This window comes from Bradyrhizobium sp. WSM4872, from assembly GCF_055811715.1.
Window position 1 is genome coordinate 1 of the sequence record NZ_JBVVPT010000038.1, and the last position, 25280, is coordinate 25280.

Annotated in this window: 27 protein-coding genes and 2 pseudogenes; 18 read left to right on the top strand and 11 right to left on the bottom strand. The window is 61.2% G+C overall.

Translation table 11 applies throughout. The annotated features are described in order from the left end of the window. The first annotated feature begins 435 nt into the window (after positions 1-435). The 3 genes from AC0L3C_RS32465 to AC0L3C_RS32475 all read left to right on the top strand — a co-directional run bounded on the left by AC0L3C_RS32465 (position 436) and on the right by AC0L3C_RS32475 (position 2876). Positions 436-633 (top strand): hypothetical protein, encoded by a 198-nt coding sequence (locus tag AC0L3C_RS32465; RefSeq protein ID WP_473409994.1) that lies wholly within the window; start codon positions 436-438, stop codon positions 631-633. 109 nt (positions 634-742) lie between these two features. Next, complete coding sequence (locus AC0L3C_RS32470) at positions 743-1087, top strand: response regulator (RefSeq protein ID WP_473280565.1); 345 nt, start codon at positions 743-745, stop codon at positions 1085-1087. Between the two features lie 265 nt (positions 1088-1352). After that, positions 1353-2876, top strand: coding sequence for an FAD-dependent monooxygenase (locus tag AC0L3C_RS32475; RefSeq protein ID WP_473409995.1), 1524 nt, complete (start codon positions 1353-1355; stop codon positions 2874-2876). A 244-nt stretch (positions 2877-3120) separates the two neighbouring features. Here AC0L3C_RS32475 and AC0L3C_RS32480 read toward each other — a convergent pair whose 3' ends face one another. Continuing rightward, a complete protein-coding gene (locus tag AC0L3C_RS32480; protein ID WP_473410031.1) occupies positions 3121-3414 on the bottom strand; it encodes a hypothetical protein in 294 nt (97 codons plus the stop codon). A gap of 720 nt (positions 3415-4134) precedes the next feature. After that, positions 4135-4320, bottom strand: a pseudogene (locus AC0L3C_RS32485) (DUF3606 domain-containing protein). 133 nt (positions 4321-4453) lie between these two features. Between AC0L3C_RS32485 and ligD the strand changes: the two are divergent. From ligD to AC0L3C_RS32515, 6 genes are all read left to right on the top strand, one after another. Beyond that, positions 4454-5377 (top strand): non-homologous end-joining DNA ligase, encoded by a 924-nt coding sequence (ligD, locus tag AC0L3C_RS32490; RefSeq protein WP_473409996.1) that lies wholly within the window; start codon positions 4454-4456, stop codon positions 5375-5377. A 33-nt stretch (positions 5378-5410) separates the two neighbouring features. Continuing rightward, entirely contained in the window at positions 5411-5908 is a 498-nt protein-coding gene (locus AC0L3C_RS32495) for a hypothetical protein (protein WP_473409997.1), read from the top strand. 107 nt (positions 5909-6015) lie between these two features. After that, positions 6016-6429 carry a hypothetical protein gene (locus AC0L3C_RS32500; RefSeq protein WP_473410032.1) on the top strand — a complete coding sequence of 138 codons (414 nt, stop codon included), beginning with the start codon at positions 6016-6018 and terminating at the stop codon, positions 6427-6429. 14 nt (positions 6430-6443) lie between these two features. Further along, positions 6444-7121 (top strand): SOS response-associated peptidase, encoded by a 678-nt coding sequence (locus AC0L3C_RS32505; RefSeq protein WP_473409998.1) that lies wholly within the window; start codon positions 6444-6446, stop codon positions 7119-7121. Between the two features lie 244 nt (positions 7122-7365). Then, the gene (locus tag AC0L3C_RS32510) at positions 7366-7566 is read left to right on the top strand and encodes a hypothetical protein (protein WP_027566628.1); all 201 of its coding nucleotides are present in this window, start codon (positions 7366-7368) and stop codon (positions 7564-7566) included. Next, the gene (locus AC0L3C_RS32515; protein WP_473261674.1) at positions 7563-7769 is read left to right on the top strand and encodes a hypothetical protein; all 207 of its coding nucleotides are present in this window, start codon (positions 7563-7565) and stop codon (positions 7767-7769) included. The genes AC0L3C_RS32510 and AC0L3C_RS32515 overlap by 4 nt, the downstream gene beginning before the upstream one ends. On the opposite strand, the gene AC0L3C_RS32520 is transcribed toward AC0L3C_RS32515, so the two are convergent. Beyond that, positions 7763-8032, bottom strand: coding sequence for a DUF6894 family protein (locus AC0L3C_RS32520; RefSeq protein WP_473409999.1), 270 nt, complete (start codon positions 8030-8032; stop codon positions 7763-7765). The genes AC0L3C_RS32515 and AC0L3C_RS32520 overlap by 7 nt on opposite strands. 322 nt (positions 8033-8354) lie before the next feature. Between AC0L3C_RS32520 and AC0L3C_RS32525 the strand changes: the two genes are divergently transcribed. After that, on the top strand, positions 8355-8915 hold the full coding sequence (locus tag AC0L3C_RS32525) for a hypothetical protein (protein ID WP_473410000.1): 561 nt from the start codon (positions 8355-8357) through the stop codon (positions 8913-8915). 109 nt (positions 8916-9024) lie between these two features. On the opposite strand, the gene AC0L3C_RS32530 is transcribed toward AC0L3C_RS32525, so the two are convergent. The 5 genes from AC0L3C_RS32530 to AC0L3C_RS32550 form a co-directional block, all read right to left on the bottom strand. Continuing rightward, on the bottom strand, positions 9025-9273 hold the full coding sequence (locus AC0L3C_RS32530) for a hypothetical protein (protein ID WP_007612758.1): 249 nt from the start codon (positions 9271-9273) through the stop codon (positions 9025-9027). Between the two features lie 541 nt (positions 9274-9814). Continuing rightward, positions 9815-9991 (bottom strand): hypothetical protein, encoded by a 177-nt coding sequence (locus tag AC0L3C_RS32535; protein WP_473410001.1) that lies wholly within the window; start codon positions 9989-9991, stop codon positions 9815-9817. 116 nt (positions 9992-10107) lie between these two features. Beyond that, positions 10108-10299, bottom strand: coding sequence for a hypothetical protein (locus AC0L3C_RS32540; RefSeq protein ID WP_473261667.1), 192 nt, complete (start codon positions 10297-10299; stop codon positions 10108-10110). Positions 10300-10438: 139 nt separating this feature from the next. Then, on the bottom strand, positions 10439-10615 hold the full coding sequence (locus AC0L3C_RS32545; RefSeq protein WP_473410002.1) for a hypothetical protein: 177 nt from the start codon (positions 10613-10615) through the stop codon (positions 10439-10441). Positions 10616-10777: 162 nt separating this feature from the next. Next, positions 10778-10978: a hypothetical protein gene (locus tag AC0L3C_RS32550; protein WP_473410003.1), complete on the bottom strand. Its 201-nt coding sequence runs from the start codon at positions 10976-10978 to the stop codon at positions 10778-10780. A gap of 275 nt (positions 10979-11253) precedes the next feature. Between AC0L3C_RS32550 and AC0L3C_RS32555 the strand changes: the two genes are divergently transcribed. Further along, a complete protein-coding gene (locus AC0L3C_RS32555; protein ID WP_473410004.1) occupies positions 11254-11439 on the top strand; it encodes a hypothetical protein in 186 nt (61 codons plus the stop codon). Positions 11440-12811: 1372 nt separating this feature from the next. Here the strand turns inward: AC0L3C_RS32555 and AC0L3C_RS32560 are convergent. Together AC0L3C_RS32560 and AC0L3C_RS32565 are read right to left on the bottom strand one after the other, a co-directional pair. Further along, the gene (locus tag AC0L3C_RS32560; protein WP_473410005.1) at positions 12812-13267 is read right to left on the bottom strand and encodes an SgcJ/EcaC family oxidoreductase; all 456 of its coding nucleotides are present in this window, start codon (positions 13265-13267) and stop codon (positions 12812-12814) included. Positions 13268-13474: 207 nt separating this feature from the next. Beyond that, on the bottom strand, positions 13475-14065 hold the full coding sequence (locus tag AC0L3C_RS32565) for a LabA-like NYN domain-containing protein (RefSeq protein WP_473410033.1): 591 nt from the start codon (positions 14063-14065) through the stop codon (positions 13475-13477). Between the two features lie 1065 nt (positions 14066-15130). On the opposite strand from AC0L3C_RS32565, the gene AC0L3C_RS32570 reads away from it, so the two are divergent. Both AC0L3C_RS32570 and AC0L3C_RS32575 read left to right on the top strand, forming a co-directional pair. Beyond that, a complete protein-coding gene (locus AC0L3C_RS32570) occupies positions 15131-15331 on the top strand; it encodes a hypothetical protein (RefSeq protein ID WP_473410006.1) in 201 nt (66 codons plus the stop codon). 18 nt (positions 15332-15349) lie between these two features. Continuing rightward, positions 15350-15600, top strand: a pseudogene (locus tag AC0L3C_RS32575) (hypothetical protein); the annotation flags it as partial. 794 nt (positions 15601-16394) lie between these two features. Here AC0L3C_RS32575 and AC0L3C_RS32580 read toward each other — a convergent pair. Then, complete coding sequence (locus tag AC0L3C_RS32580) at positions 16395-19076, bottom strand: autotransporter outer membrane beta-barrel domain-containing protein (RefSeq protein ID WP_473410007.1); 2682 nt, start codon at positions 19074-19076, stop codon at positions 16395-16397. Between the two features lie 775 nt (positions 19077-19851). On the opposite strand from AC0L3C_RS32580, the gene AC0L3C_RS32585 reads away from it, so the two are divergent. From AC0L3C_RS32585 to AC0L3C_RS32605, 5 genes are all read left to right on the top strand, one after another. Next, positions 19852-21051, top strand: coding sequence for an IS256 family transposase (locus AC0L3C_RS32585; protein ID WP_473410008.1), 1200 nt, complete (start codon positions 19852-19854; stop codon positions 21049-21051). Positions 21052-22676: 1625 nt separating this feature from the next. Further along, positions 22677-22889: a hypothetical protein gene (locus tag AC0L3C_RS32590; RefSeq protein WP_473410009.1), complete on the top strand. Its 213-nt coding sequence runs from the start codon at positions 22677-22679 to the stop codon at positions 22887-22889. 1277 nt (positions 22890-24166) lie between these two features. Then, on the top strand, positions 24167-24376 hold the full coding sequence (locus AC0L3C_RS32595) for a hypothetical protein (RefSeq protein ID WP_473410010.1): 210 nt from the start codon (positions 24167-24169) through the stop codon (positions 24374-24376). Between the two features lie 23 nt (positions 24377-24399). Continuing rightward, positions 24400-24720, top strand: a complete 321-nt coding sequence (locus tag AC0L3C_RS32600) for a DUF7662 domain-containing protein (protein WP_473410011.1) — start codon at positions 24400-24402, stop codon at positions 24718-24720. 172 nt (positions 24721-24892) lie between these two features. Beyond that, positions 24893-25255 carry a hypothetical protein gene (locus tag AC0L3C_RS32605; RefSeq protein WP_473410012.1) on the top strand — a complete coding sequence of 121 codons (363 nt, stop codon included), beginning with the start codon at positions 24893-24895 and terminating at the stop codon, positions 25253-25255. The last annotated feature ends 25 nt before the right edge of the window (positions 25256-25280 follow it).

Consider the following 25280-nt stretch of genomic DNA (forward strand, 5'->3'; position numbering starts at 1 on the left):
CCCCCCCCCCCCCCCCCCCCCCCCCCCCCCCCCCCCCCCCCCCCCCCCCCCCCCCCCCCCCCCCCCCCCCCCCCCGGGCCGGCACGTTCGCGCGTGCACGGCCAGCATTGGTACGGACGGCGGCACGCCGATCGGCGCTCCCTCAACGCGTTTCAAGCGAGTGCGTGGCCGTGATGCGTGGGCCGCCGTCCGATTCCGAAAATGGGATACGAAAAAACCCGCGGCGGATGTTGTCCCGCGCGGGCGTTGCGAACTTTTCGATGATGCCACTATGCCAGTGTTTTGCCCGACGGGTCAAGCTCTATTTCGATTTTTGCGAATTAAAACCGACGGAGACCTTCGGGAAACCATTTCCAATCAGGCTGCCGACGTCCCCCGACGTATCAACGAACGAACCGTCCCTGCCCGCGTTAAGCCGGTCAGGAGGATCGACCAATGACACTGAACATGATTCCGAAAACATCGCGAGACTTGCCCCGCCAGAAGCCGCATATCGACAAGGAGCGTGACACACAAGAGACCTTCGTTGGAGACGCCGGCGAGACCGAGGACAGCAACCGCGATCTCGTGCATGACGAGGGCGGCACGATAGACCTTCCCACCAGGCCCGGCGATCTGTCGAAGGACGATTAGGCTGCGCTGCAAGCGGCGCGACGTGTAAAACATCGCTCATTCGACCACGCCGTGCCGGAACTTACGCCAAGGCGGCCGCGTTTATTCCTTCAGGAAGGAACGTTGTGCGATGAGCCATACCGTGCTGGTTGTTGACGACGATCCCGGCGTGCTCGACGTCATCGTCGACATGCTGGAAGATCTCGGCTGCGACGTCATCAGCGCCAATAGCGGCCCGGATGCGCTCGACCGGCTCACGCAGAACCAGGATATCTCCATCCTCATCACCGACATCAACATGCCCGGCATGGACGGTCATGAACTAGCCGAGCTGGCCAGACGACGCCGCCCGGAACTGAAGATCCTGCAATTGTCGGGGCGTGAGCCCCGGCGCGACGGTCTCCCCATGATCAGGAAGCCGTTCTCGTTCGAGGAACTCGCCAGCACCATGCAGCGGACCACCGGCATCTGCTGAAGGTCGCAGGCCCCCGCAAAAAAAAACGCCGGAAAGCGCAAAACCCAAAACAAAACCCGCGTCTGATCGCCTCCGCGCGGGTGAACCAAACTGTTTTCGATGATGGCATTATGCCGGTGTTTTGCCCGACCTCTCAGCGCGGCGAACGCGGACAAAAGGTTCTCTCTCTCTCCCCACTCAGATATGTGGTGTGCGACGGGCTTGCTTCAAGCCCCCGCCCCTGCCGTAGAACCCTCGACCCGAACACCATCCCGAGGGGTCTCACATGCCTGTACTGCTTCCGACGTCCCGAACGCGCGACCACGCCAGAGCGGCCGGCGCTCGCCACGAAGACCACGCCGTGGTGATCGCCGGCGCTGGCCCGACCGGCTTGATGCTGGCCGCCGAGCTCGCGCTCGCGCATGTCGACGTCGCCGTGGTCGAACGCCGTGTGGATCAGGAACTGGTCGGCGCGCGCGCCGGCGGCTTGCACGCGCGCAGCATCGAGATCCTCGACCAGCGCGGCGTCGCGGATCGTTTCCTGCGCGAAGGGCAAATCACGCAGCTCGCGGGCTTCGCCTGGACCAGGCTCGATATCAGCGACCTCCCCACCCGGCACGCTTACGGACTCGCGCTGCGGCAGAGCCACATCGAGCGCATCCTGACTGAGTGGGTCAGCGAGCTCGCGGTGCCGATCTATCGCAACCGCGAGGTCACGGGCTTCGCGCAGGACGAGACCGGCATCGACGTGACGCTGTCCGGCGCCGAGACCTTGCGCGCGAATTATCTGGTCGGCTGTGACGGCGGCCGCAGCCTGGTGCGCAAGGCCGCCGGCATCGACTTCGCAGGCTCAGATCCGACGCTGAGCAACCTCATGGCCGAAGTCGAGATGCGGGACGAGCCCGCATGGGGCTTGCGCCACGACGCGCTCGGCTTTCACGGCCTCAGCAAGACCGAGAGCGGACGCGTGCTGGTGGTCGTGACGGAAGCGACGCTCGATCGCACCGGCGCGCCCGGCCCGCGCGATCTCAGCGAAGCCCTCGTCGCCGTCTACGGCACCGACTTCGGACTCCACAACCCGTCCTGGATCTCCCGTTTCACCGATGCGGCACGGCAGGCCGTGTCCTATCGCAAGGGCCGCGTGCTGCTCGCCGGCGATGCCGCGCATATCCATCATTCCGTCGGCGGGCAAGGCCTCAACATTGGCGTGCAGGACGCCGTCAATCTCGGCTGGAAGCTCGCGCAGGTGGTCAAGGGCCTGTCGCCCGAAACCCTGCTCGACACCTACCACGCCGAGCGCCATCCCGTCGGCGCGCGGACCTTGTGCAACACCATGGCGCAAATCGCCCTGCTCCGCCGCAGCGAGGACGGCCTCAAGGCCGCGCGCGAAATCGTGTCCGAACTGCTCGCGATGGACGCGCCGCGAAAGCGCTTTGGCGCGATGACGAGCGGGCTCGACGTGCGCTACGATCTCGGTGAAGGCCACGCGCTGCTCGGGCGGCGCATGCCCGATCTCGATTTGACGGTCGACGAGCGTCCGCTGCGACTGTTCACGCTGCTGCACGGCGCGCGCGGCTTGCTGCTCGATTTTGGGAAGGTCGGCGGCTGCGACATCGCGCCCTGGGCAGATCGCGTCGATCGCATCGACGCCGAGTGCGACGGCCCGTGGCAGCTTCCAGCGATCGGACAAGTCGCAGCACCCGGGGCCGTGCTGGTGCGGCCCGACGGGCACGTGGCCTGGGTGGGAGATGAGAGCCTGCACGGGCTTACGGACGCGCTGACGACGTGGTTCGGACCGGCTGCGGCCTAGTTTCAGGTCGGGCGCGAAGGAACGCGGCTCAAGATTCGAATATTCGCGCGTTCACCGTGCGCAGGCTCATCGACGCTGCCGGTTTTCTGCGGTGGCGTGATGAGATAGTGCGTCGCGCATCCATTGGGGTAAACCAATCAGAGCCGCGTTCTCTTGCTGGGGATGCATATTTTTGGACTCCGGTGGAGTCGCTGGCGACGGTATTTTCATTGCAATCTCGCTTGGAGACAAGACGATGCGAAGCTTACGAAGCCTCGGATTCGCCGGTCTCATTGTCGAACATCGATGGATGATCCGGATGCACGATGATGCGTTCGATCCGTTGCAGCAATTCGCGCGGCCGTGCGTCCGTAGCCAAGGGCTGCACCGGCTTGCCCCACCCACGATCGAGAATAGAGTTTGCGGCGGCCACCCGCGCAAAGGCATTCGCTGTCTCTCTGAACATGATGGCAGCAAGCACGTTGAGTGCGGCTTCGGTCGCGCGCCAGGGTTTCGATATCGGCCAGCGTTGGTGCCCTGAAACCTTCACTCGCCACATGCTGAGCAACAGGAAGATGCAGCTCGGTCCTTCTCCTGAATTTGGTCATTTGGAAAATCCGTGTGTTAAATGACAACTCCGCAAACAAAAAGCCCGCGGCGGATTACTCCGCGCGGGTTGATCTTCAATGATGCCGTTCTGCCAGTGTTTTGCCCCGACGTGTCAAAATCCATCTTACTCCAAGATGCTAGGCATCGTTGAGACCACACGGCCTTACTTCGACAAGAGCCGACTTTTGCTATTCCGGCAGATGGTGGGATGCATCCGATATCGGTTCTCGCTAGCAACGCTTCCATGCCCCCAGCCACTTCGCATCGCAGCAAGTTCAAATTTTTGGGGGCTGGCTTTTGAAGGTTTGCCATTGCAACGTACGAGCGGAAATCTATAGTCGCGAACGGCAAGAACCGTCCAATTGAAGTGATAGGATATATCGCTTCTGCTGTTGTCCTCATCAGGAGTGCAGCGGTCATTCACTTCAAAAGCGTGTTGTCCTAGCTCCGAAACTGCGCGTGGGCGGAGAGACGGCCCCGGCTTGCAGGGGGGCTGGGGGTATGGCCGGGACCGCTTCCGCCAGCTCAGCGATGAGCCAGCACCGAACAATCCAGCTGCAAGCGCCAGAGTTCCGGAGTTAGGGAGATATTCTTAACACTGCCTCGATGGCGCAAGAAAGCCGGTCGCTCACGCGACCGGCTGGTCACAATCTAGGTCTCAAGCAAACGATCAGCCCCCCAGCTTACGCTCCACCTTCTTCCGGCTGCTCCCGACCTTCTTCACCGCCTTCTTCACGGCCGATGCCGAGCGGCCCGTCTTCTTCGCTTCCTAGCTGACTTCGTATTTCTGTCCGCCCGCCACGCGCGCGCGGTCCTGCTTGCGACCGCGAGTTGTCTGCTTCTTCGCTTTAGCCATGTTGCTCTCCTTGCGTCTTTGAAACGCAAGAGGATTCAATCGGTTCCTTGCGCCGCTCGGGCCCGCGCCGATCAGCGGAACGAATCCGGCCACAAAGATTCGAATCAACGTATTCGTTGCGTGGAGTTTGTCAGTGGCGTTGCAGCGTCAGCGTAAGCCGGGGACGATCGGGATGAAAGCGCCCTTCCCCGGCTTCATCGAACCGGCCTTGGCATCGGTGGTGGACAGCGTGCCATCCGGAGACCGGTGGATTCACGAAATCAAGTTCGACGGCTACCGGGTGCAGCTTCATTTGGCTAACGAGCCCGTCACTATCTACACCCGTCGCGGCCATGACTGGACCAAGCGCTTCAAGAAAGTCGCCGACGACGCCTGGCACATCAAGGCGGGATCGGCGGTCATCGATGGCGAGGTTGTCGTCCCTGCTGCCGATGGCAGCACCGATTTTTCCGTCCTTCAGAACGAGCTGAAAGGCACATCAACCAAGATCGTGCTCGTGGCGTTCGATCTGCTCTATCTGAATGGACGAGACCTGCGTGGCCTGCCGCTGTTTCAGCGCAAGGCCGAGCTGAAGAAGATCATTTCCGGCACCGACGTGCAGTTCAGCGAGAGCTTCGAAATCGATGGACGCGAGATGTTCGCGCACGCCTGCAAGATCGGGCTGGAGGGCGTGGTCTCAAAGGTTCGCGATAGCACCTACAACAGCGGCCGCGGCAACAGCTGGGTCAAGACGACTTGCGCGCAGCGAGAAACGCTAACCATCGCCGGCTTCGCACTCGACGAAGGCAAATGGGACGGCATCTATCTCGGGCGCCATAAGGGAGATGATCTCATTTATGCGGGCAAGGTCGACCACGGATTCGACAAGACGTCTGCCGCAGAACTGCAAAAACGATTGAAGCCGCTCATTCGCAAGACGCAACCTTACGCCAAGCGCATCGCGCACAAGGGCATCTGGGTCGAGCCGAAGTTGCTCGCGGAAATCGAGTACCGCGCCAAGTCGGCGGAGGGGAAGGTCCGGCATCCCTTTTTCAAAGGGCTGAGAGAGGATCTTTAGGTGAGGTTGTGCAGCGAAGAAGTGGAGCCATCAATGTCTATCGAGGAACAGGTGCTGAACGCCGTGCAGCAGGCGCAGGCGATCTTGGCGAGATACGTTGAGCCGGGCCACCGCGACGCCAAGCAGACCATCAATGACTTGCTTGATGTCCTGGACGACGAAGCCGTAGTCCTCGCCGTTGAAGAGATGGAGGCGCAGGAGCTCGCCTTGCGCGAGTTGCGGGACGCCGTTAGTCGCGGCGAGCTCCCTCGATCGGAGCCTCCGAAAAACGCGGCCGAACCCGATCTTCCGCTGATGCCTGAGGAGAAGCGGCCGCAGGACCTTTCCTTGGATGGCCGCGACTTAAGCTATGAGGGATACTGGATCGAGACTCGAGAGCACACTGGGGAGTATCCCGACACTATGCCGCAAGTCCTCGAGGTGACGGACCCCGAAGGGCGGAAGGCCGCTTATGTCCCCCTGAGCCGCGACAATAAGGTGGTGGAGAGTTCCGCAGTGGTGCGGAAGCTGAAGGAATGCGACGAACGATAGAGCCCGCACGTTTTCCACAGCCACGACAGGCAGTAGCACATTGCCCCGCGTCACCACTAGGGATCGACAATTTGCCAACGCTGTTGGCGCATGACTTTGATAAAGAGATGTCCACGAAGTCGCGCCAATACCTCTTCGGCACTCAAATCAAGATGTCCGCCGAGCGCGCTAAGTTCGCGCGCCAAGAGGCCGACAAGCTTGCCTGCGTGGCGTGGAACGAGCGAATGCTCGGCTACAAAGGCCCTGCTCAGCCATCGCCCACGCTCGGCGATGCGATCAATGGCGGATACCCATACCTTGAGGTTCGGTGCCTTGGCTGCGATACCAACCAGACGATAGCGCTCGACATCATTCGACGTTCCAAGTCGACGCCGGTGCACGAACTCGAACGCTACATGCGTTGCAAGGACTGTTCGCAGCTCCGCGGCTATCCGTACAAGCGAAGTAAGCTTGTGGTGTTGAGACGGACAAAGATTTCAGCCAATCACCCGGCCTCGACCTGGTGGCCGGGGGAGCGATAAGGGGCAACGTCTTCATGTGCAATCTCTATTCGATCACCACCAACCAGGCCGCGATTGCCGACCTCTTCCGGGTCGTCCGCCGCTATGAAGGCAATCTGCCGCCGATGCCCGGCGTGTTTCCGGATTACCCCGCACCCGTCATTCGCCATGCGGGCGGCGAGCGAGAGATGGTGCTGATGCGCTGGGGCATGCCCCCGCCGCCGCGCACCGGCGGCCCGCCCGTCACGAACATTCGCAACACGTCGTCGCCGCACTGGCGCGCGTGGCTCAAGCCGGAGCACCGCTGCCTCGTGCCGGTCAACAGCTTTGCCGAATACGCGCCGGAGCCGAACCCGGAGACCAAGAAGAAAGACATCGTGTGGTTCGCGCTCGCGGACGCTCGGCCGCTGTTCGCGTTCGCCGGGATCTGGACGACTTTCGATGGCGAGCGCGGCACGAAATCGAAGCCCGTACCAGGGCCGCATCAGGTGTACGGTTTTCTTACCACGACGCCGAATGCGGTCGTGGGGCCGATCCATCCGAAGGCAATGCCGGTGCTGCTGACTACAGCGGAAGAGCGAGACGTTTGGCTAAGGGCGCCGTGGGATGAGGCCAAGGCGCTGCAACGGCCACTGCCGGACGAAACCTTGAAGATTGTTGCGCGCGGCATCGAGAAGGAAGACGCGTTAACCGCTGCTACAGTTGGTTCCTAATATCCGGACCTTCGGCATGCGCTTCTGTTCAAAAGTCAACATTGTAATCGCAAGCACTCAAGTTGAGCAAGTCCCTCAACTGGCTCAACCTGCTCTCGCAATTTAATCCGCCGACATATCATATGATGTGTCTCTCCGTCGGACGAGGGAGTTAAGATTTACTCATCACCGCAAGGCAATTGGCATCGACCGGTGATGCGACCGCCGAAATTGCTCCCGCCCCACACGAACGAGGGAGACGTGCATGCCGACACGCCGACGTTTCAAGCAGACCACGACACTCACCGAACGGCTCGCCGAGGAGGCCGCCCGGCTGCGCGAGGAAGCGCGCACGCTGGCGCCGGGGCGCCGCCGCGAGATGCTGCTGCGCCGCGCGCGGCAGGACGAGACCGCCATGCACATCGACGCCTGGCTGCAATCGCCCGGGCTGAGGGCACCGTCATGACCCTGCAATATCGCGCCTATCTGGTCGGCGACAACGGCGTGTTCCGCTCCGCCGAAGCGTTCGAGGCCGCCTCCGATGCGAACGCCCTCACCTTCGCGCAGCAGTTCACGCGGCACGGCAAGGTCGAGGTCTGGCAGCTCGGCCGCAAGATCGCCGTGCTCGAGCCCGAGTCCTCCGCGCCGGAATTTCTCACGCGTCAATGATCGCGTGATGTCGAGGGTGTCCTGAAGGTCTCGAACGCGAACGAGAACTTGACCTGCATCACGGGACCTTCGGCATCGCGAACGTCGATCGCCATGGTCTGCCTGCCGCCCGCGGCAGGCGCGGAGAGGATGGCATCGCGCGCCATGTCCGCGACCGACTTGGCGGCCTCCGCCTGAACGGCGCGCCAGCTGGCCAGCTCCAGCCCTTCCTCGTCGAGCGCTACACCGGTGTCGTCGCGCAGGTCGAAATAATATCGGGGCATTGCAGCATCCTTTGCCCGTAACAGGTCCGAAACGGCCAAAGGGTTTCCGGCGGCGGCGAAAAAATCTGGTGGAATCAACAGGTTCCGGGAACCCAGGGTTTCCCGACCTGCGCCCGCACTTCGCCTGCGTGTACCCCATCTCAGGTCGATCCAGCAGGCAACGAGCGCCGACCGCGGCGCCGCTCCGCCGTCATCTCTCATTCCAACGAACGAGGATTTCGCCTGCTGTGTGCGCGGCGTCACGGATGCACGCGCCATGTCCGCCTATCACTCATCCCACGACGACGGCATGAGACAAAACAAACAACCAGACAGGTGGACCATGACGAAGACCTTGATGATCACGAAGATGGCGGCAGCAATCGTGTTGGCCAGTGTTGCGGCAGGCGTTGCGAGCAGCTCGGCGCAGGCCGGCTGGGGCGAGAACGGACAGTATGGCAATGCGCCGCAGGCCCACCCCCAATTCGGTCCCCATTTCAACGGCTATGGCGGCAACGGCGGCCAGCGCCCGGTCGTCTATCCAGGCCCGCGGCCGATGCCCCAGGTCAATGTCTATCCGCGGCCCGCGCCGCCGGTCTATATCCCGCCGCAGGTCGTGGTCCGGCCGGTCCAGTATCCGGTGGTCGTGAACAGGCCGGTGTACGTTCCGACGCCGCAGGTGGTGGAGAAGACGGTCGTCGTGCAGCGGCCCGCCACCGTGGTTGCGGCACCGGTCGCGGCGGCAGCGCCCGCTCCGGTGGTCAACAACAACTGCAACTGCCTCGTGAAGGAATATCCGCAGGCCGGCGTCGTGGTGTTCAGGGATATCTGCACCAAGGAAAGCGCAACCTACACCAACCTGCCGCAGCAGACCACGCAGGCCGTGCTGCCGGCGACCCAGTAATCGCGGGAGCCCTGCGCAGGGATGACCAAATCGAACGCGGCAGCATCGCCTGCCGCGTTCGTGTCTCTTCAGGAAGCGAAAGCGCAGGGGCGAAACGACATTCGGCCCTTCACTCCTCTGCAAGCTTCCCTACGATATAGGCATCCACCGTTTCGGCGAACGAGCGCTGCACACCAACCGCAGTCCCATGCTGGTCGAGCGCGTCGCGCTGGAGCACGCGCAGGCCGCGGCCGCGCATGCAGGCCGGCGCCGTGTTCAGATATTGGTCGATGGCGCCCTTTGCGAGCGGGATGGCCTTCGGGTCACCCCTTGCGATCAGAAGCCGCAAGAGGCTCTGGCATTCGGCCAAACCTGGCATGGATCAGCGCCTCACGCGCGCGATTTCGCCGGCCGCTTGACCGGCTGGGTGTGGGTGCCGAACAGCGCCAGCAAGAACGCGACTTCTTCCTTCGAACCAACCTGGATCATGATGATCTCCTTTTCGCTAGGTTGGTCGGACGCAGCCGGCGGGGCGTTCGAGACAATCTGGTTTCAGCACTGTTTCAGGCGTGTTTCGTCGGGGGCGCGCTAGCAAATTAGGAACAGCTTGTAGGATCAGAAAGTTATTCGGGCGTCGGTCCGGATGCACGACCGGCTACCCTCCAACGGCCTCAGCTCACCCCCGGGCTGGGGCCTTTTCTCCGCCCGCGCAAATTCAACCCGAGCCCGCGTTCTGGTCTCGCATCGGCTTCTCCCAGGACAGCTTGTTGCAGCCGGAGCACCGGAAGATGGCAATCGCCCCCTCGGGTGAACTGACCGCGTCGATGAATGTCATGGGCTTGTTGCACGCGGCACACATCGGCCGCTGCCTGCTGTCTCGGTTCGCCATGCGCGCAAACGCGGGACAGCGGAAGAGGTTTCTATCGTTCTGGAGGTTCAGGGTGCCAGATCTTCGGAACCTGCTGCTGAAGCAGTGAGATCGATGCCGCGATCTGCTCTCGCGAACGGCGCAGCAATTGTCGTGTCGCCTGGCTTGCATCGAGCTGGTGTATTTTCTGCCGGTCGAGATCCGCCTCGAATTCCCCGCGGGTGAGCATGACAAGCTCCCGTGTTCCTGCTCCATTCGCAGAGTACGCCGAGAGGCGATCGAGGACCGTTCACAAGTGAACACACGGCGGGATGCCCGCCTGCGGGGTTTCGACCCAGCCGGTCTTCAGGGTCCGCGCTTCTGCGTGACGAGGCGCAGCGCGATGCCGTGCTGCCAGGCGCGCACCCTCACGGCGGCTTCGCTGCGACCAAGCTCGCCGGCGATCTCGTCCGGCCGCCAGCCGGCTTCGGCCAGCGCCTTCAGCCGCGCGTGCTCTTCCGCTGTCCACTTCTTCAACAACGGGTAGCGTGATTGCATGGTGGGGAGCTGTCTCGTGCCTTGCGTGGTCGATGCAGGCGACAAGCGAGCGAAACAGGCGAAGTTCCTATCCGACATTGCCATGCGATGTGGTGCGCGCCATCCCGCAGGTCGGCTGACGCCGAGGACAAGGCCGCGCTCAGATCCAGACGTCCTCGCGGCACGAGTCGCAGCGATAGATCAGGACCGAGCAGTCGCGGCTCACGTCGAAGATCGACGTCAGGAAGCGCGTGCCCCTCTCGCATTTGGGACAGGCCGGCCCTGGCTTGAAATGCTGATCCGGCCTCGTTGCCGGGCTTTGCTGTTCGCGGCTCATCTCATCCCTCATTGGACGACTGAGTTCCTAAGTGCCAAAGTGGACATTCGTTCCAACGGCGCGGGCGGAGCTTCTGATAGAGCGGGGGCCTAGCCGCCCCACGATAGCGTGCGCTTCTCGTCGGCTTTGTCCTGAACCATCAAGCGGGTTTGTCCTGAACGATCAAGCCGGCTTGCTGTTGGCGGGCCCCCCCCGCAGTTCGTCCAGGCTCTCGAGTGTGGAGATGCGCGCGGCGCGGCGGGCCAGCTCGTCGTAATTTTGCGCCACCTTGCGCAGCACGTCCCGCGTCTCGGGATATTCGCAATTGTCCGCCTTGGTGCGGAATTCTTCCGCTCGCATCCGCCAGTACCGCGGAGGGTGCATCCGCTCGGCTCCCATGGGCCACTCCCCTCGATTGGTCCAACTGTTCATGTTCGTTAATGACGAGCACGTCCAGGAGTTCCGGCGCTGACGTTCCGGCTCCGATCACACGTGCAGATTGTGCACGAACTGCAGCTGACGACGACAGCATCTCGCGGGAAAGATCGACTTTAGTTCAAATGCAGCAGGGCGGATTCGGCAGGATGCAATGGGTTCGCGCCATGCTGGAACACGTCCCTTGCGACAGACGCAACGGGGACAGCTCGGAGAGATCGTCGATGTATTTCGTCGCCGCCGCGTTGCTGGTGCTGTCGGGACTGTTCTACTCCGCGAGCCATCACGAGATCGGCTCGTTCGGCGTCACCATGTGCACCTATGGAGGTGCGTTCTGCGACAACCCGCTGATCGTCTTTTCCGGCGCCGCGCTGGCCGGCGCCTGGGGCATGTTCGTCAGCATCAAATAGTCCCGACCGCACGCGCTCGGGAGACAAACGTCTCGCCGGTGTCCGTGCGGGTTGCGGGCCGGCCGTCTGGATATCCGTAATCAGCACGTCAATCCGCTCGCCACTCGCTATGTAGTCCATAGCGTCATCGCCTGAAGCGCTTTCAATGACCTCGAAGCCCATCCGGCGCGGTCACAGATCAGCGGACAGACCCGGCCCGGCTTAGCCTTCATCGCATCGAGCGCATCCCGGCCGGAAGAGTGTTACGCGATAAGCCTGCACGTGCCGACCGCCGCCCTTTTCGTAGTTGGTTGGTTGGAACATTGGAATGTTTGCGTTAGGTGCGCGTCACGAACTGAACTGAGGACATCCGTTCCGCTAAAGACAATTCATTGCAAGGACGAACGACGAGGAAACGTCGAGAATTCTTGGAAGCAGCCGTCGCAAGCATCGCCGTTGTTTCAGCGGCCGCGCCGGCCATCGCGCAGACTTCTGGAAGAACATTTTTAGTCCGTACGGGCGCGTGGTCTGCGGGACGGTCGTGGAAGAAGATGCACCCCTAATGACCTCCGGTAGCCATCGCTTGGTCACTCCGACCTACACAGGTCTTGGCGAGAGGGAGCACCTAGCCAGCCCGTCAAACCATTTTGAGACCCATATTCAGGATATTCTGGCGGTCATCAATACGAAGACTTGCGCGACATTGTGCTAGTCGGCCACAACTACGGTGGCATGGTCGCGACGGGGGTCGCCGACCGGGCGCGAGAGCGTATCTCCCGATTGGTTTATCTGGACGCATTTCTGCCAACGGATGGACAATCACTGATGGATGCGGGGCCCCCAACGGCACGGCAGCGCATGCAGGAGCTCGCAAAAGCGGGCGATGGCTGGCGAGTCCCATCAAATCCCATTCCGCCTGACACTTCGGATGCCGACGTGAAGTGGACTTCTGAACGCCGGCTCCCCCAATCCATCAAGTGCTTCGAGCAGCCGCAGAAGATGCACGGTGGGGATCTCTCGTTGCCGCGCAGCTATATCTATCTCACGCGCGTAACTCCTGCGGACTCTTTCCGAACATTTGCCGATCGCGCGAAGAACGACCGCCATTGGGGTTACTACGAACTCGACGCCAGCTATTCAGCGCACAGAACCGCCCCTGCAGCTCTTGCCCAGCTGCTGCAAACATTCGCAGCCCACGTAAGTTCGCGTGCTCTGAGGCCGTCACGTCCGGAGCCTCGAACCTGCATTGTCGTTCGCCATAGGAGCAACTTCTGGCGAGGTCCGGGGTCGGGCGCATCCCGACCTGCTGTGCGCCGCCGGTCGAGGACCGCTTGTGACCCGAACTGGATATGCCCGGCGCAGGCGGCTCAGATGGGTAGCGTGACCATCGGCGCTATTGACGGGCTCTCATCTGGGAGGTGGCGAGAAACGGGGCAACCAGTGTGTTCTGGAAGGCTGCAATCTGCCATAGCCCGGCGTCTTTCACGAAGACGCGCAAGCTCGACTCCTGGTGTGAAGGCAATGCATGGCCGTCTGGAGCAACCAAGCCGCTCAGCTCATTGGTTACATTCGCGAGTGCAACATCGGGCCGTATGAATCTGATCGTGACATCCATCGTTCGCTGCGTCGCGTTCTTCGCCCTGCTCGTCAGTACGGCCGACAATCCTTTCTCAATCCCGACCTGACCATCCATCATGTCACCCCGGACGCTGACAAATCGCGCATCCGGCGCGTACATGCGTGCAGCAGCTTTTCCGTCGTGATTGTTGAAACCCTCAGTCATTTCCACAATGACTTTGCGAATGGCGGCTTCATCCTCGTTGCTGCCGGCTTGCTGTGCATTTGACATGGATGCTGTCCCAAACACGGCCAGACGACTGCGACAATGGCAATGAAAGCGATCGAGGAGACCGGATTTTAGGATGCGTTGACCGCGATGTTTCCTCGCGGAACGATCTTAACATCGCATTTCTCGTCAGAGAGGTGGCTGCGGGTCGGTGTTCTCCGGCCCCGGGATGGCCGTTAGATGCGGACGCGACATCGTGGCCTAATCAGGCTAGTCGTCGCTCGGCCCGGTGCCGCGGCTCGTCGAAGCACCGCTCTGGCGGACGGCGCCGCGCTCGGAAGGGTCCCTGCCGATCGTGGACTGCAGCTCGGCCAGATCGGTGAAGACGTCCGCTTGGCGGCGGAGTTCGTCGGCGATCATCGGTGGCCGGCTGGCCATGGTGGAGACCACCGTGACGTGGACGCCGCGGCGCTGCACGGCCTCGACCAGTGAGCGGAAGTCGCCGTCACCGGAAAACAGTATCATCTGGTCGACCTGTCCGGCGAGCTCCATCGCCTGCACCGCGAGCTCGATGTCCATGTTGCCCTTGACCTTGCGGCGGCCGCCGGCGTCGACGAATTCCTTGGTCGGTTTGCTGACGACAGTGTAGCCGTTGTAGTGGAGCCAGTCGACGAGCGGGCGGATCGAGGAATACTCCTGATCCTCGAGGACGGCCGTGTAGTAGTAGGCGCGAACCAGGCTGCCGCAGCCCTCGAACGCCTTCAGCAGGCGCTTGTAGTCGATGTCGAATCCCAAGGTCCTTGCGGTGGCGTGGAGATTGGCGCCATCGATGAAGAGGGCGATCCTGTTCGGTGCGGACATTTGGACGCTGCCGGAATCGGCTTCCAGGACGGAAGCAGGCGCTTCCATCCGGACTCCAGGTCATTGAGGCAAAAAAGCTTTAGGTAAGGTCGGGTGGCCGGGTCTCGCTTCCGTTCACCCGGAATCCGAGCTCCGACACTTCGGAGGCTACGCGCAATTGTTTCCCGCCTCAAAGCATTTTTCCTTCGACGAAGGACTGTTCGCTGGTCGCCGTAAGCAAGTTTGGACGCCCGGGACCTGAACCTGCGGCAGCATGGGTAAGACAAAGGACAATGGGAAGGTTCCCCGTTTTCGAGACCCACCTGAGAAAGCGCGGCCGCACGTGGTGGTGGTTCTTGTGCACGGCCGACGGCCGAAGGATTAGGCACGGGGCGGAAGGCAAGCGCTCTACAGCCAGATATCGGGCCAATCGGGCACTGTTCGAGGTGCTGCTCTTCGCGGCGCCTTTGCTGGAGAGTGCCCCCGACAGGGGCCGGTCCAGCCGGCGGCCCAGCCGCTGGGCCAGCTGACAGCGCAGTCTGCGCGACCTACGCGCTTCCCCGAGGGGCACCTGCCCCGACATGACCAGCCGATTGCGCCTGTGCGCCGAGCACCCCGTCGGCCGCAGGGACAAGACTACTCATGGTCATGGGTCGGGAGGCACCGCCGCCGACGCCGGGCAAGCCGAGTTTCCAACATGTCCAACTCGCGCGGGGCTTGGCGCGCTCGCCGGTCTCGGCGCAGCCGTCCGCCCTCGCGTTCGGCATCACAGTGCAAGCTGCTCGCACGACAGACTGGCGGGGATGCAGTCATGGCCAGACCAGCGACGTCCGTGCGGAATCGGAAGGCCGCCGCCCACCTGGAGCCGCGGTCACTTCTGAAAAGGAGTAGCTGAAGCGGTTTCTGCCGAGAGCGACCTGGCCCGCCAACGAAAGCAGGCGACGGATCGGACGGCGCATCGTCGCGGCCGAATGCTGCCAACGCACTCTCCCTCTTGCCAAGCGCGGGTTAGAAGGTAAGAATTCGCGAGATTTCAAAGCACTCTTGATTTTGACGTCGTGAGCCAATTGTCTATGGGGGTCTCCCATGTTCGATCCTGCTACGACCGCGCTTTTGCGCGCGGTGCTGGACGAGGTCTGCGAAAGCGTTTCCCGGACCGAAACAGGCACCCGTACCCACGTGGGTTTGAAAATTCTGGAAGCCGTGACCAGGGGCGCCACGTCTCCGGGCCAGCTCAAGCAGGTCGGACGTCAGGCTCTGTCCGAAGCACCGACTATGTGGCGATAGGCGGACGAGGGCGGCAGGTTGAACTTCCAGGTCAGGGTGCTGAAGATCCTGGTGAGTTATCCCGGCGGCTTTGCCCCGATGGCCGAGCTCAAGCGTGACATGGCGATCCTGACGACCAGCGGCCGCGAATGGGCGGACCGGACCAACCGCCTCGCCGCGCGGGTGCCGGACCTGGACATCTTCTCGCAGGCGCTCGTCGAGCGCCGGCCGGCGGCTGGCGCACTACGGAGAACGGGCGGGCCGTGCTCGAGTTCATGGAAACCGCCCCACAGCGCCCCCACCGATTTAAGGGCCCTTGCTCGACGAGGCTGCGGCTGCGCGTAAGATGCCCCAGAAGCCCGTCCTCGTAGACGGCAATGCTGGACAGGCGGCCATCATCCTCGTCCTTCGCTGACCAGAACGAAAAAACTCCTACCACATACGGATGACCGTCGTGATGTCCGAATGGCGGCTTAGAATTAGAGGGTCGGAAGGATCGCGCGCGAAAAGTAAGACCACGGCGAACGGCAAGAGGGAGGATAAGACAACCAACACGCAAACAACTTTGTGCCGTATAACAAGAACCTTATCTCGCAGCTTCGCTTCTGAATGACATCTGAAGTTGCTGCTCCAGTTGAACTGTCTCATCTCTTCCGCCGGTCCTGCGCCTGATCACGCAATAGCTTCTGCTGCTCGGGAGACACGCGTCCCAATGCATGACAAGGGCGCTGCCAAGAGCGATGGCCGCCTGGTCGGAAGTGCTGCTGGCCGCTTTCAAACAGGCCGGCGTAGTCTATCCTCAGTGACGTCCGAGCCGCGACGGTTCACCTACATCAGGAGGGTACAGTGATCTCAGCCGAATGGGACCAGCAGCGATGGCCATTTTCGGCGAAGGCGATCCAAAGCCCCTGAACAACACCCGAAGAATTGTTCCGAGTGCGAACTATTCTTTCGGCCGGCTGATTCGGGATTCGAACGTTACGGAATATCTACGAGAATCATGTCATCCTGCTTCAAAGCGAGATTGCTCAGCGAGAGAAAAATGCAAGTTACTGCTACCAGCAGCGCACATTCCGGATAGGGCTCACCACACGTATCGCACCATGCCTTTGCCCGCGTAAGAGCGAGTACGGTCGGAGAACTCGCCTTCGAAGGTGGCGGCGGCAGACCAACCGTTGATCCACTTGAGTTCGGCCGATGCCGAAGTGAGCGCAGAGTCGTGCGCCTGCATTGCGCCGTTGACCACGAAAGCCGCGCCCGGAAGCGTCCGGAACGTGGCCGATATCGAGCGATCGGGATTGTACTCATGTGCCCAAGCCAGGCGGCTGCGCAGGGTGAAGATCGAATACCGCATTGCCCAGGATTTGTCGCTGCGAACGCCGAGTTCGGTACGGAAGTCCGTAACGCTCTTGGCGGCATAACCGAGCGCAAAGGTGTTTGCGCCCGATACCATCGTTTCGGCATAATTCGGCAGCTCGAAGGTTGTGAACTGTCCGGCGGCATAGGGGGTAATGCCGAAGCCGCCCATCCATGGCGTAACAAATCGATAGCCGCCCTCGATTCTGCCGGAGTATGCGTTCGCATTGAAGCGAGCGTGCAATTGATCAACGCCGGCAACGGTCAGGATGCGGTCTGTGGAGACATCCTGCCAGCCATACGCCGCGGCGGCGGTGATATAGGCTGCCCCAACATGGTGCCGCACGAACGCGCCTGCCTGGAACAGGTCGGAGCGGCCAGTCCCAAAATTGTTGACGCCGAAGTTGGTGCCGCCACCGGCCAGCGCAAAGCCTGCTAGGGTGTTCGGCGAGAAGCGATAGTCGGCGCCGACAGCTGTGCCATAGATCCGGCTGGTCGTGCTGTTCGATCCCAGCGTCGCATTACCGTCGGTGGTTTGAGATCCGCCAAAGCCCGCGACCCACACGCTCCAGCGCTGCTCCAACGGGACGGATCGAGGCGCCTTGGTGGTGATTGAGGCCCACGCGTCGTTCGGCTTGGGGCCGCCACTACTAGCCAAGGCATTTTCGTCGGCGTATCCCGTCGCATTGCCGCCGAACGCCACACCGTCGCCGCGCCCGCCAATAAACGGATCGGTCATCACACTCATAAACAGGTTCATCGCGTTGAAGGTGGTCTGCTGCGAGCCGGAGGCGATTTCGCCGGACGCCTGACTCAGCGCGTTGCGGAGATCGGATCCGGCAAGATTGAACAACGTGACAAAGCCCGGCGGCAAGGCGCCGCCATTGTTGAAAAAATTATTAATGGCATCGGCAACATTCTGCTGGTTGACATTGAGTCCGCTACCCCTGCCGAGCGCCGCAGTCAGGTTCAAAACTACATAGGTCGGGGTGTAGCTCAGGCTCTCGGCGAAGCCGGGCAGATCGCCGCTGACACCGCTGAACGTGGTGGCGCCGAGCCCGCCGGTCGCGTGCAGGATGTCGTAGCTGCGCGTCACGAAGCTTCCCGGGGCGAATATTGCCTGCACGCTGCCGCCGGTAAGCGTAGCGATTCCGCCGATCGCAAGCTTATCGGTCTTCCCCGCCCCATTGACGTTGACCCGGTAGAACGAACCGGTGGCGAATGTCACGTTGCCGATCACGCTCAGGGTGGAGAATGGGCTCGCGGCACCGGGCGCTGCCGTGCCGCCGCCATTGATGATCAACGATCCGACCGTGCCGCCGCCACCAAACGCGCCTCCCGACACCGTGAACACCCCCCCGAGACTATTGCTGCCAGCGAGCAGCGTTCCACCCTGCACGCTCCAGTCCTGGTTGCCGATGCCGGTCAGCGTCCAGGTGGAGCTGCCGATCTTGTTGAAGGTGCCAAAACCCTGGTATTGTTGGACGGGACCGAGCTGCGAGGCATCGAACGTCGCCGTGCCGGTACCGCCGAGCTGGAAAGTATTAGCGCCGGTGCCGAGCACATTGCCCGCAATCACCGAGCCTGGCCCCAGCGTCAGCGTATTGCCGACGCCCGAGAACTGGATCGACGCGGTGCCGCCACTTATGCTGCCGGCGTTGAAGACCGATGAACCGCCGGTGTTGGCTAAGATTCCGTACAACCCGCCTATGATGCTGGCTCCGGCATTGTTGGTCACCGTCGCGCTGGTGTTTGCAAAAATACCGTCGAAGGCAGTGCCGGTAATGCTGCCGGAATTGATGATGCTGGCGGCGAGGGTACCGGCGACAATGCCGTACTGACCGCCCGTGATGCTGGCGCCGACATTGTTGGTCACGGCCACCGCCGCGCTGGTGTTTGCGAAAATGCCGTCGAAGGCCGTGCCGGTAATGTTACCAGAATTGACGACAATGGCTGCGCCGGTACCGGCCACAATCCCGTACTGACCGCCCGTGATGCTGGCGCCGGCATTGTTTGTCACCGTCGCGTCGCTGTTTGCGAAAATGCCATCCAAGGAAGTGCTGGTAATGCTGCCGGAATTGATGACATTCACAGCGCCGGTATTGGCGAAAACCCCGAACTGGCCGCCCGTGATGCTGGCGCCGGTATTGTTGGTCACCGTCCCGCCACCGACGAGGATGCCGGAATTAATGCCGGTGACCGTGGTTCCCGTGCCGGCAGCGACGTTGACGGTGATCCCGGTCTCGATGCCGGTGCCATAGCCGCTCGTGCCCGCGCTGCTGCCCGGCGCACCACCACCCTGATTGGTGGTGGTAACGGTACAGCTGGCCATCACATTGCTGGCGGCTGCCGGCGTGCAGGCGGCTAGCGCTTCGCTGTCCGGCAGCACGATCGTGAAAGCCGGGACCAAGATTTGAGCCGCGATGCCGACAAGGCAGCGGCGTCTTCGGGCACCGATATCGCCGCAAAATCCGTTGCCAGACCCCCGCATCACGGTAACACCTTACAAAATCGCCGCGAGGCTTATTCCCCAAGCATAGCCCTAAAAAAGTCGCAGGATTTTAGCTACGAGACAATTAAAACAGCAATTTCGTGCGGCAGATAGCTCGGAACTGTCGTTTCAGCGCAACAGCAGGGAACCACGACCATAGTATGCGCCCACGCCTGCACCTGCCGAAAATAAGTGTCCGAGTACCTGCAAGCAGCCCGCCGCCGTTCGTGGGATGCCGATGAGATGCGCTACCACCTGCGATGAGCGAGAGACCTCGCGAATGACCAGCAGTGACGAACGATAAAGCTGCATTCGACGCATTATACCTAAATGCCTACAGCGTAGCGAGGGAATAGGCTCCCCGCTTGGGAACGTGCGAGGCGATAAGAGGCGACGGCACGGAGATCGACGCTATCTCGCTGACCTACTACCTTCATGAGTGGAAAAAGCAACGGGTATGTTGACCTTGACCCAGCGCAAAAATCCCCGCTGATGCTTGCACTTTGAGAGTGCGATGAAAGCGCCTCCTTCGGAAGCGGTCGTGTCCCCGGTGGTGGTGTAGCTCGGTAGAGCAAAGCCGCCCGGACGCGCGCCTCCAAATAGCGCCGTAGCGGGCGGGCGGCTTTGCGGTGGTCACCGGCAGTTCTCCGGTAGGATCGGGTTGCGACACGCCAACGCAACCGAGGAACCACCGATGACCGATGATATGATGAACCTGCGCACGCTCGTGGAGAAGACCCCTGACGCCGATCTGTTGCGCGAGATGATTGGCTTTGCCGCCCAAAGGCTGATGGAGCTGGAAGTCGAAGGCCAGACCGGGGCGGCCTACGGCGAGAAGAGCTCCGAGCGCTTGGCCCAGCGCAACGGCTACAGCGACCGGATCTGGGAGACGCGTGCCGGCGCGGTCGAGCTGCGCATCCCCAAGCTGCGCAAGGGCTCCTACTTCCCGGGCTTCCTGGAGCCGCGCCGGATGGCCGAGAAGGCCCTCACCGCCGTGGTGCAGGAGGTTTACGTGCAGGGCGTCTCGACCCGTTCGGTGGACGATCTGGTGCAGGCCATGGGCATGACCGGCATTTCCAAGAGCCAGGTGAGCCGGCTGTGCAGCGAGATCGACGACAAGGTGAAGGCCTTCCTCGCCCGTCCGATCGAGGGTGACTGGCCGTGTCTGTGGATCGACGCCACCTACGTGAAGGTGCGCCAGAATGGCCGCATCGTCTCAGTCGCGGTGATTGTCGCGGTCGGTGTCAACAGCGACGGCCGGCGCGAGTTTCTCGGCATGGACATCGGGCCGTCCGAGGCCGAGACGTTCTGGACGGCGTTCCTGAGCAAGCTCGCCCGCCGCGGCCTGCGCGGCGTCAAGCTGGTCGTCTCCGATGCCCACGAGGGCATTAAGGCCTCCGTGGCCAAGGTGCTCAATGCCTGTTGGCAGCGCTGCCGCGTCCACTTCATGCGCAACGCGCTGGCGCATGCCGGCAAGAGCGGCCGGCGCGTCGTCTCGGCCTTCATCGCCACCGCGTTTGCCCAGGACAATGCCGAGGCCGCGCGGACGCAATGGCGCAAGGTCGCCGACCAGCTCCGGCCCAAACTGCCGAACCTCGCAAGCTTCCTGGACGAAGCCGAGACCGACGTGCTGGCCTACATGACGTTCCCGCCGCAGCACCGGACCAAGCTGCACTCCACCAACCCGATCGAGCGCCTCAACGGCGAGATCAAGCGGCGCACCGAGGTGGTCGGCAACTTCCCCCACGAGGACGCCATCGTTCGCCTCATCGGCGCGATCCTGCTCGAACAGAATGATGAATGGGCGGTCCAGCGCGCCCGTTACATGACGCTGGAAACAATCGCGCCGTTGAGCGATGATCCGAGCGTCAGCCTCACGGCTATCGCCAGCTGACCAGCCCGGCTCTCGCCGGCGAACGCGGTGATCCACCGCCAGCTACACCACGCCACGGGACACGATCTCGGAAGCGACGGTTCGGCGCCTGCTTGGCCACTTAGCGAGATACCGGCGGGCCTACTCGGCCGCTGTCCACGGCAACCGACACCAATCCAAACCGCGAATTCGCGCGGATTGAACCGGCTTCGGTTTGGTTCTGCGTTTTCCTGCCGATCTTTTCCTGCTCTACGCGATCGTCGAGAAGTTGAACGTGAGATAGCCAGGCGTCACCGAGCAACAAAAGCGCGCTTCGCCACTTGGCGAACAAGAACCTACACCGCGTGCGAGTTGACGACGGCGTAGCCTCGAAGCGAGCGCGCTTGAATTCTTGTCGTGTGACCGCCAGTTGGCATCATACGCCATCCAGAGATCTCAATCGACATGCCGCTCTTGAACGAAGACGTGTCCGTGCCTCGCTGCAACAATCCCAAGCGCTGGTGCGGCGTGAGGGAAGCGAAGCCAATTCGAGGGCAAGTTCAGTTCGGGTAAGATGCGGCCGAAAGGCGGCGCCGCAGCCGAGGAATAAACGAGGACAGTCTGCCGGCCGCCAACCGACAACCTGCCCCCGAGCGGCGCGTCGACGAGAGCAAACGAGACGCCGGCCTGCGACGACGATTGCAAAACTGCCGAACATTGACTGGCAGCCTGACGCCCCGCGCAAGGGAGAAGTCGTAAGGCATCAAAACATGGCATTCATAGGATGAACCGAGTGAAGCGGACGAGCTTCGCAAGCAAAAAAGCGAGGTCCCATGAAAGCAAACGCGACGACTACTCTTCGAAACATGCAGGACGCTCCCAGTCGAGATCCTGCACCGAGCGGAGGTTGCAAATCCGCATTTGGCGAATCGAGGGGCTCAATGTCACTCGTTTTCGGGAACCGTTCCTGAAAGTGGCTTGAGCTGCTCTAGACCCCTCAATCAATCGAAGGTCCTCACGGACCGCTTGGAGAGCCAACTGCGGGTCGACGCCAGACTAGGATTTCAGCTTTCCAAGCAATTGATTTCGAAGCTCGCGCATATTCCCCAGCGCTCGCTGATCCTTCAAACGCACGTATGCGGATACAATTGTTTCAACACTCGACGACACTATGAAACCTGCAGTAGAAGGTTCTAAAATGAGTCTAACGTTACCCCATTCGAGGTAGAAGGCGAGCCTCCGCAGGCAATGCTCTGCCGAATTCGATACTGTTGGAATTGTTGTCTGATCCCAGTCAGCAACTGGCTGCAGGCACTGGTTAGACAAGGTTAAGGATTCAGGCGCAAACTCTTTCCTCGGGACGAAGGCCGTAGGGGACATCAGCGGTCTCGTGCTTGGGGTTGAGGGCTCGCTATCTTGCCAGCCCGGCGGGCCCTCCCTCACCTGAACACGCGTTGAATACGATCCGATGTGTGACTTGGATGACATTGCGCTCAAGCTCGGCAGCCGAAGCTGGCTGCATATTTTACGATTCTTAGACTTGGCAGCCGCGGTGGCGCCCCACTGCGGTCATTTATCTAGCCTCTCCAGCGCTGAGACCGATTAAGGCTTCGCTTAAGACGTTGCTGCCCAGGACGCAGTTATCTAAGCTTACTTGAGGCATTGCCATGGATCCTGACCTTCGGAGTCAACTCAAAGAATTGATGGCTGATATCCAGAAGCGCCATCGACACGTTGAAGACCAGATTTTCTTGATCCATGTTTTAGAGCGAGAGGGACATACTACACTTGAGCAGCAAGCGACGCTAGAGTTTGAACGCCGACAGCTTGCGATGCAGATGGAGAGGCAGACGCAACTCCTCGAAAAGGCTCGCGCATAGATATCGCACCCCGAGAACAGCATCCCCTTCGCGGCAAAGTCGACAGGGTCGTGGAACGCGGTTATCCGTCCCCCTCATTGCGTTGCCACTGTTGTTCATCGGACTCACCACCACGAGACCATGCCTGCGTCTCGCTGCCCCAATAGACATATTTGACCGAGACAACTCGGCCGGCCTGTACGGCAGCACCCAATCCAGCCTCTGAAGCACGCCCGCCCCGTTGCTCCAGCGACTGGCAGAACTTGAGCTGACGATGCGGAGCATGTTTGAATTGTGCCTTGGCGTGATTGGCGGCTCGTACGGGCCGGAATTCCCTGAAAGGAGCGGACACGGAGCCTCTGGGGCAGTGAAGATTCTCAAGTCACTTCAGAACTACCTCGAAAGAGTACATCGGGCATACTTTTGAGGACTTTACCCGACTGCAAAGTGCACTGAAATAGTACCGTATGAACAAGATATATCTCACCCGCAACCTCGACCATCAAACTCCGACTAGTCGCCACGCTGCCGCTTCGAGGGGCGCTGACGAGGATGATGGAATACTCTTTTTTCGTGGCCTGCTAATTGGCGGGACCATCAGCCTACTGCTCTGGGCGGGCCTCTTACTTTCCGTAAAAATGCTCATTCAGGCTTATCTGATTTCCTGAAACGAGTATCCGCCTCGCCTCTTCACGGGAAAAATTGGTGGACATACCGGCAATCGCGGCTGTGAAGGTCTTCCCGACGGAGGACACGGCAGACTAGTGCCGTTTCCGTCCCTCACGCAAAGGGCGCTTCCTCTTGCTGCATCACCCGCCGCGCCTTAGGTAGTCGATCAATGCCTGCGCCGTGCCTGCGTTCCCTTTCGGCTCGCCGGGTGTCAGAGGTCGGCCCCTTTCATCTCGAATTTCCCGATCCCGCTCAGCGCAAAGCTTCTGCACCTTCGCCTGCACCCGCGTCTGGATGGGGTGCACGCGTGCAACTCCAAACTACCGAAATCCCACACGTTCGTACCGCATTTGATCTTCCTGCACACACGAAGCTGCGTTAGGGACCCTCTCGTTCGCGCGACCACGTCTTTCAGAGTCGCGTTCGACGGCCCCTTAGCCTCGCAATAACAATTTCCGGCGGCTCCCCTCTGATCGGGGCCGATGTGGGAACGAGGCCCAGAAGCTGCAATGCCCCCCAACCAGCCCCCATTTCTCTTGCGCTGACCCGGTTGTTGCGGTTTGATATCTGAATTCAGGATTAAGTTTGATGTTTGCGTTTCCCGTTTCGCAATTTATTGGAGGGGAAATATGATTAATCTCGAGGGGAAATTACTGCGCTTCGAAGAACTCGCGGACGAATGCGAACTGGTGGCCAAGCTGGCCACAGACGGCAAAAAGCGTGAGCTTTTTCAGCGTGTAGGAGGTCACTATCGTGACCTGGCCGCAGACATCAAAGCAGCGATTATGGGTTCTTCGACTAGCCGACCTATCGATCCAAATTCCAGGTTGCGGTCCTAGTATCCGCGATCGCTGCGCAGATCATGCGTTCAAGCCAATCACGACTGGCGAGTTGCGCTAGACCGCCCACGAGCGAAGCGGGCGGCAGAACATCCGTGTCCATTTACGATCCGTTGCGACAGAGACTGGGTATAGTTCAAGATCAGATCGTCCGGCTCACCTTTGCCGAGATCGAAACGATCCTAGATCGCTCTCTGCCTGCCTCTGCCTACAGATTCTCGGCGTGGTGGGGCAACGAGATGACTCGGAAATCCGGCCACACGCAGTCCAGAGCGTGGCTCCTGGCAGGATTCCACGCGAGGGTGTCACTCAAACTTCGTGTCGTCGAATTTAAGCGCTTGTGAGTGCCATCGACGCAGCGCCAATCGGGAAGTATGCTGACCCTAGCTCAGAGGTTCGGGTTTCTGTACCCAAGAGCGGACTCGCACTGATTTTTCCATTGTCCAATGAGCATCCACCGAAGGGGGCATTGCTTTTGGCGCCGTTTCCGATGGAATGGCAAGGGAGCAATCTGTAATGCAATTCTCGTGGCCATTCTTCTGGGGAACCCTATTTACTGGCTTCGCCAGCGTCGCTGTCTCCCTAATCGCCACGATCAGATACAACAAATCGGCGGAACTACGGCGCCTTCGGATAGACTGCTTCCGTCAGCTTTGTCGCTATTCCGCGAGTGATGACGAGTATGTCGGTGCGTTCAACGAGGTGCCGACACTCTTTTACGATCGTCCCAAAGTGCTCGCAGCGCACAAGCACGTCACGGACAGCGGCAAGCTGTTCGGCAAGGAGATGGGTGACTTCTTTGTAGTGATCGCCGGCGAAATGGAGATGAACAGCGGAGACCGCCGGCAAATGCTTGGGCGATTCACACGCAAGCGATAGCGGCCACCGCTCCTCATGATACCAC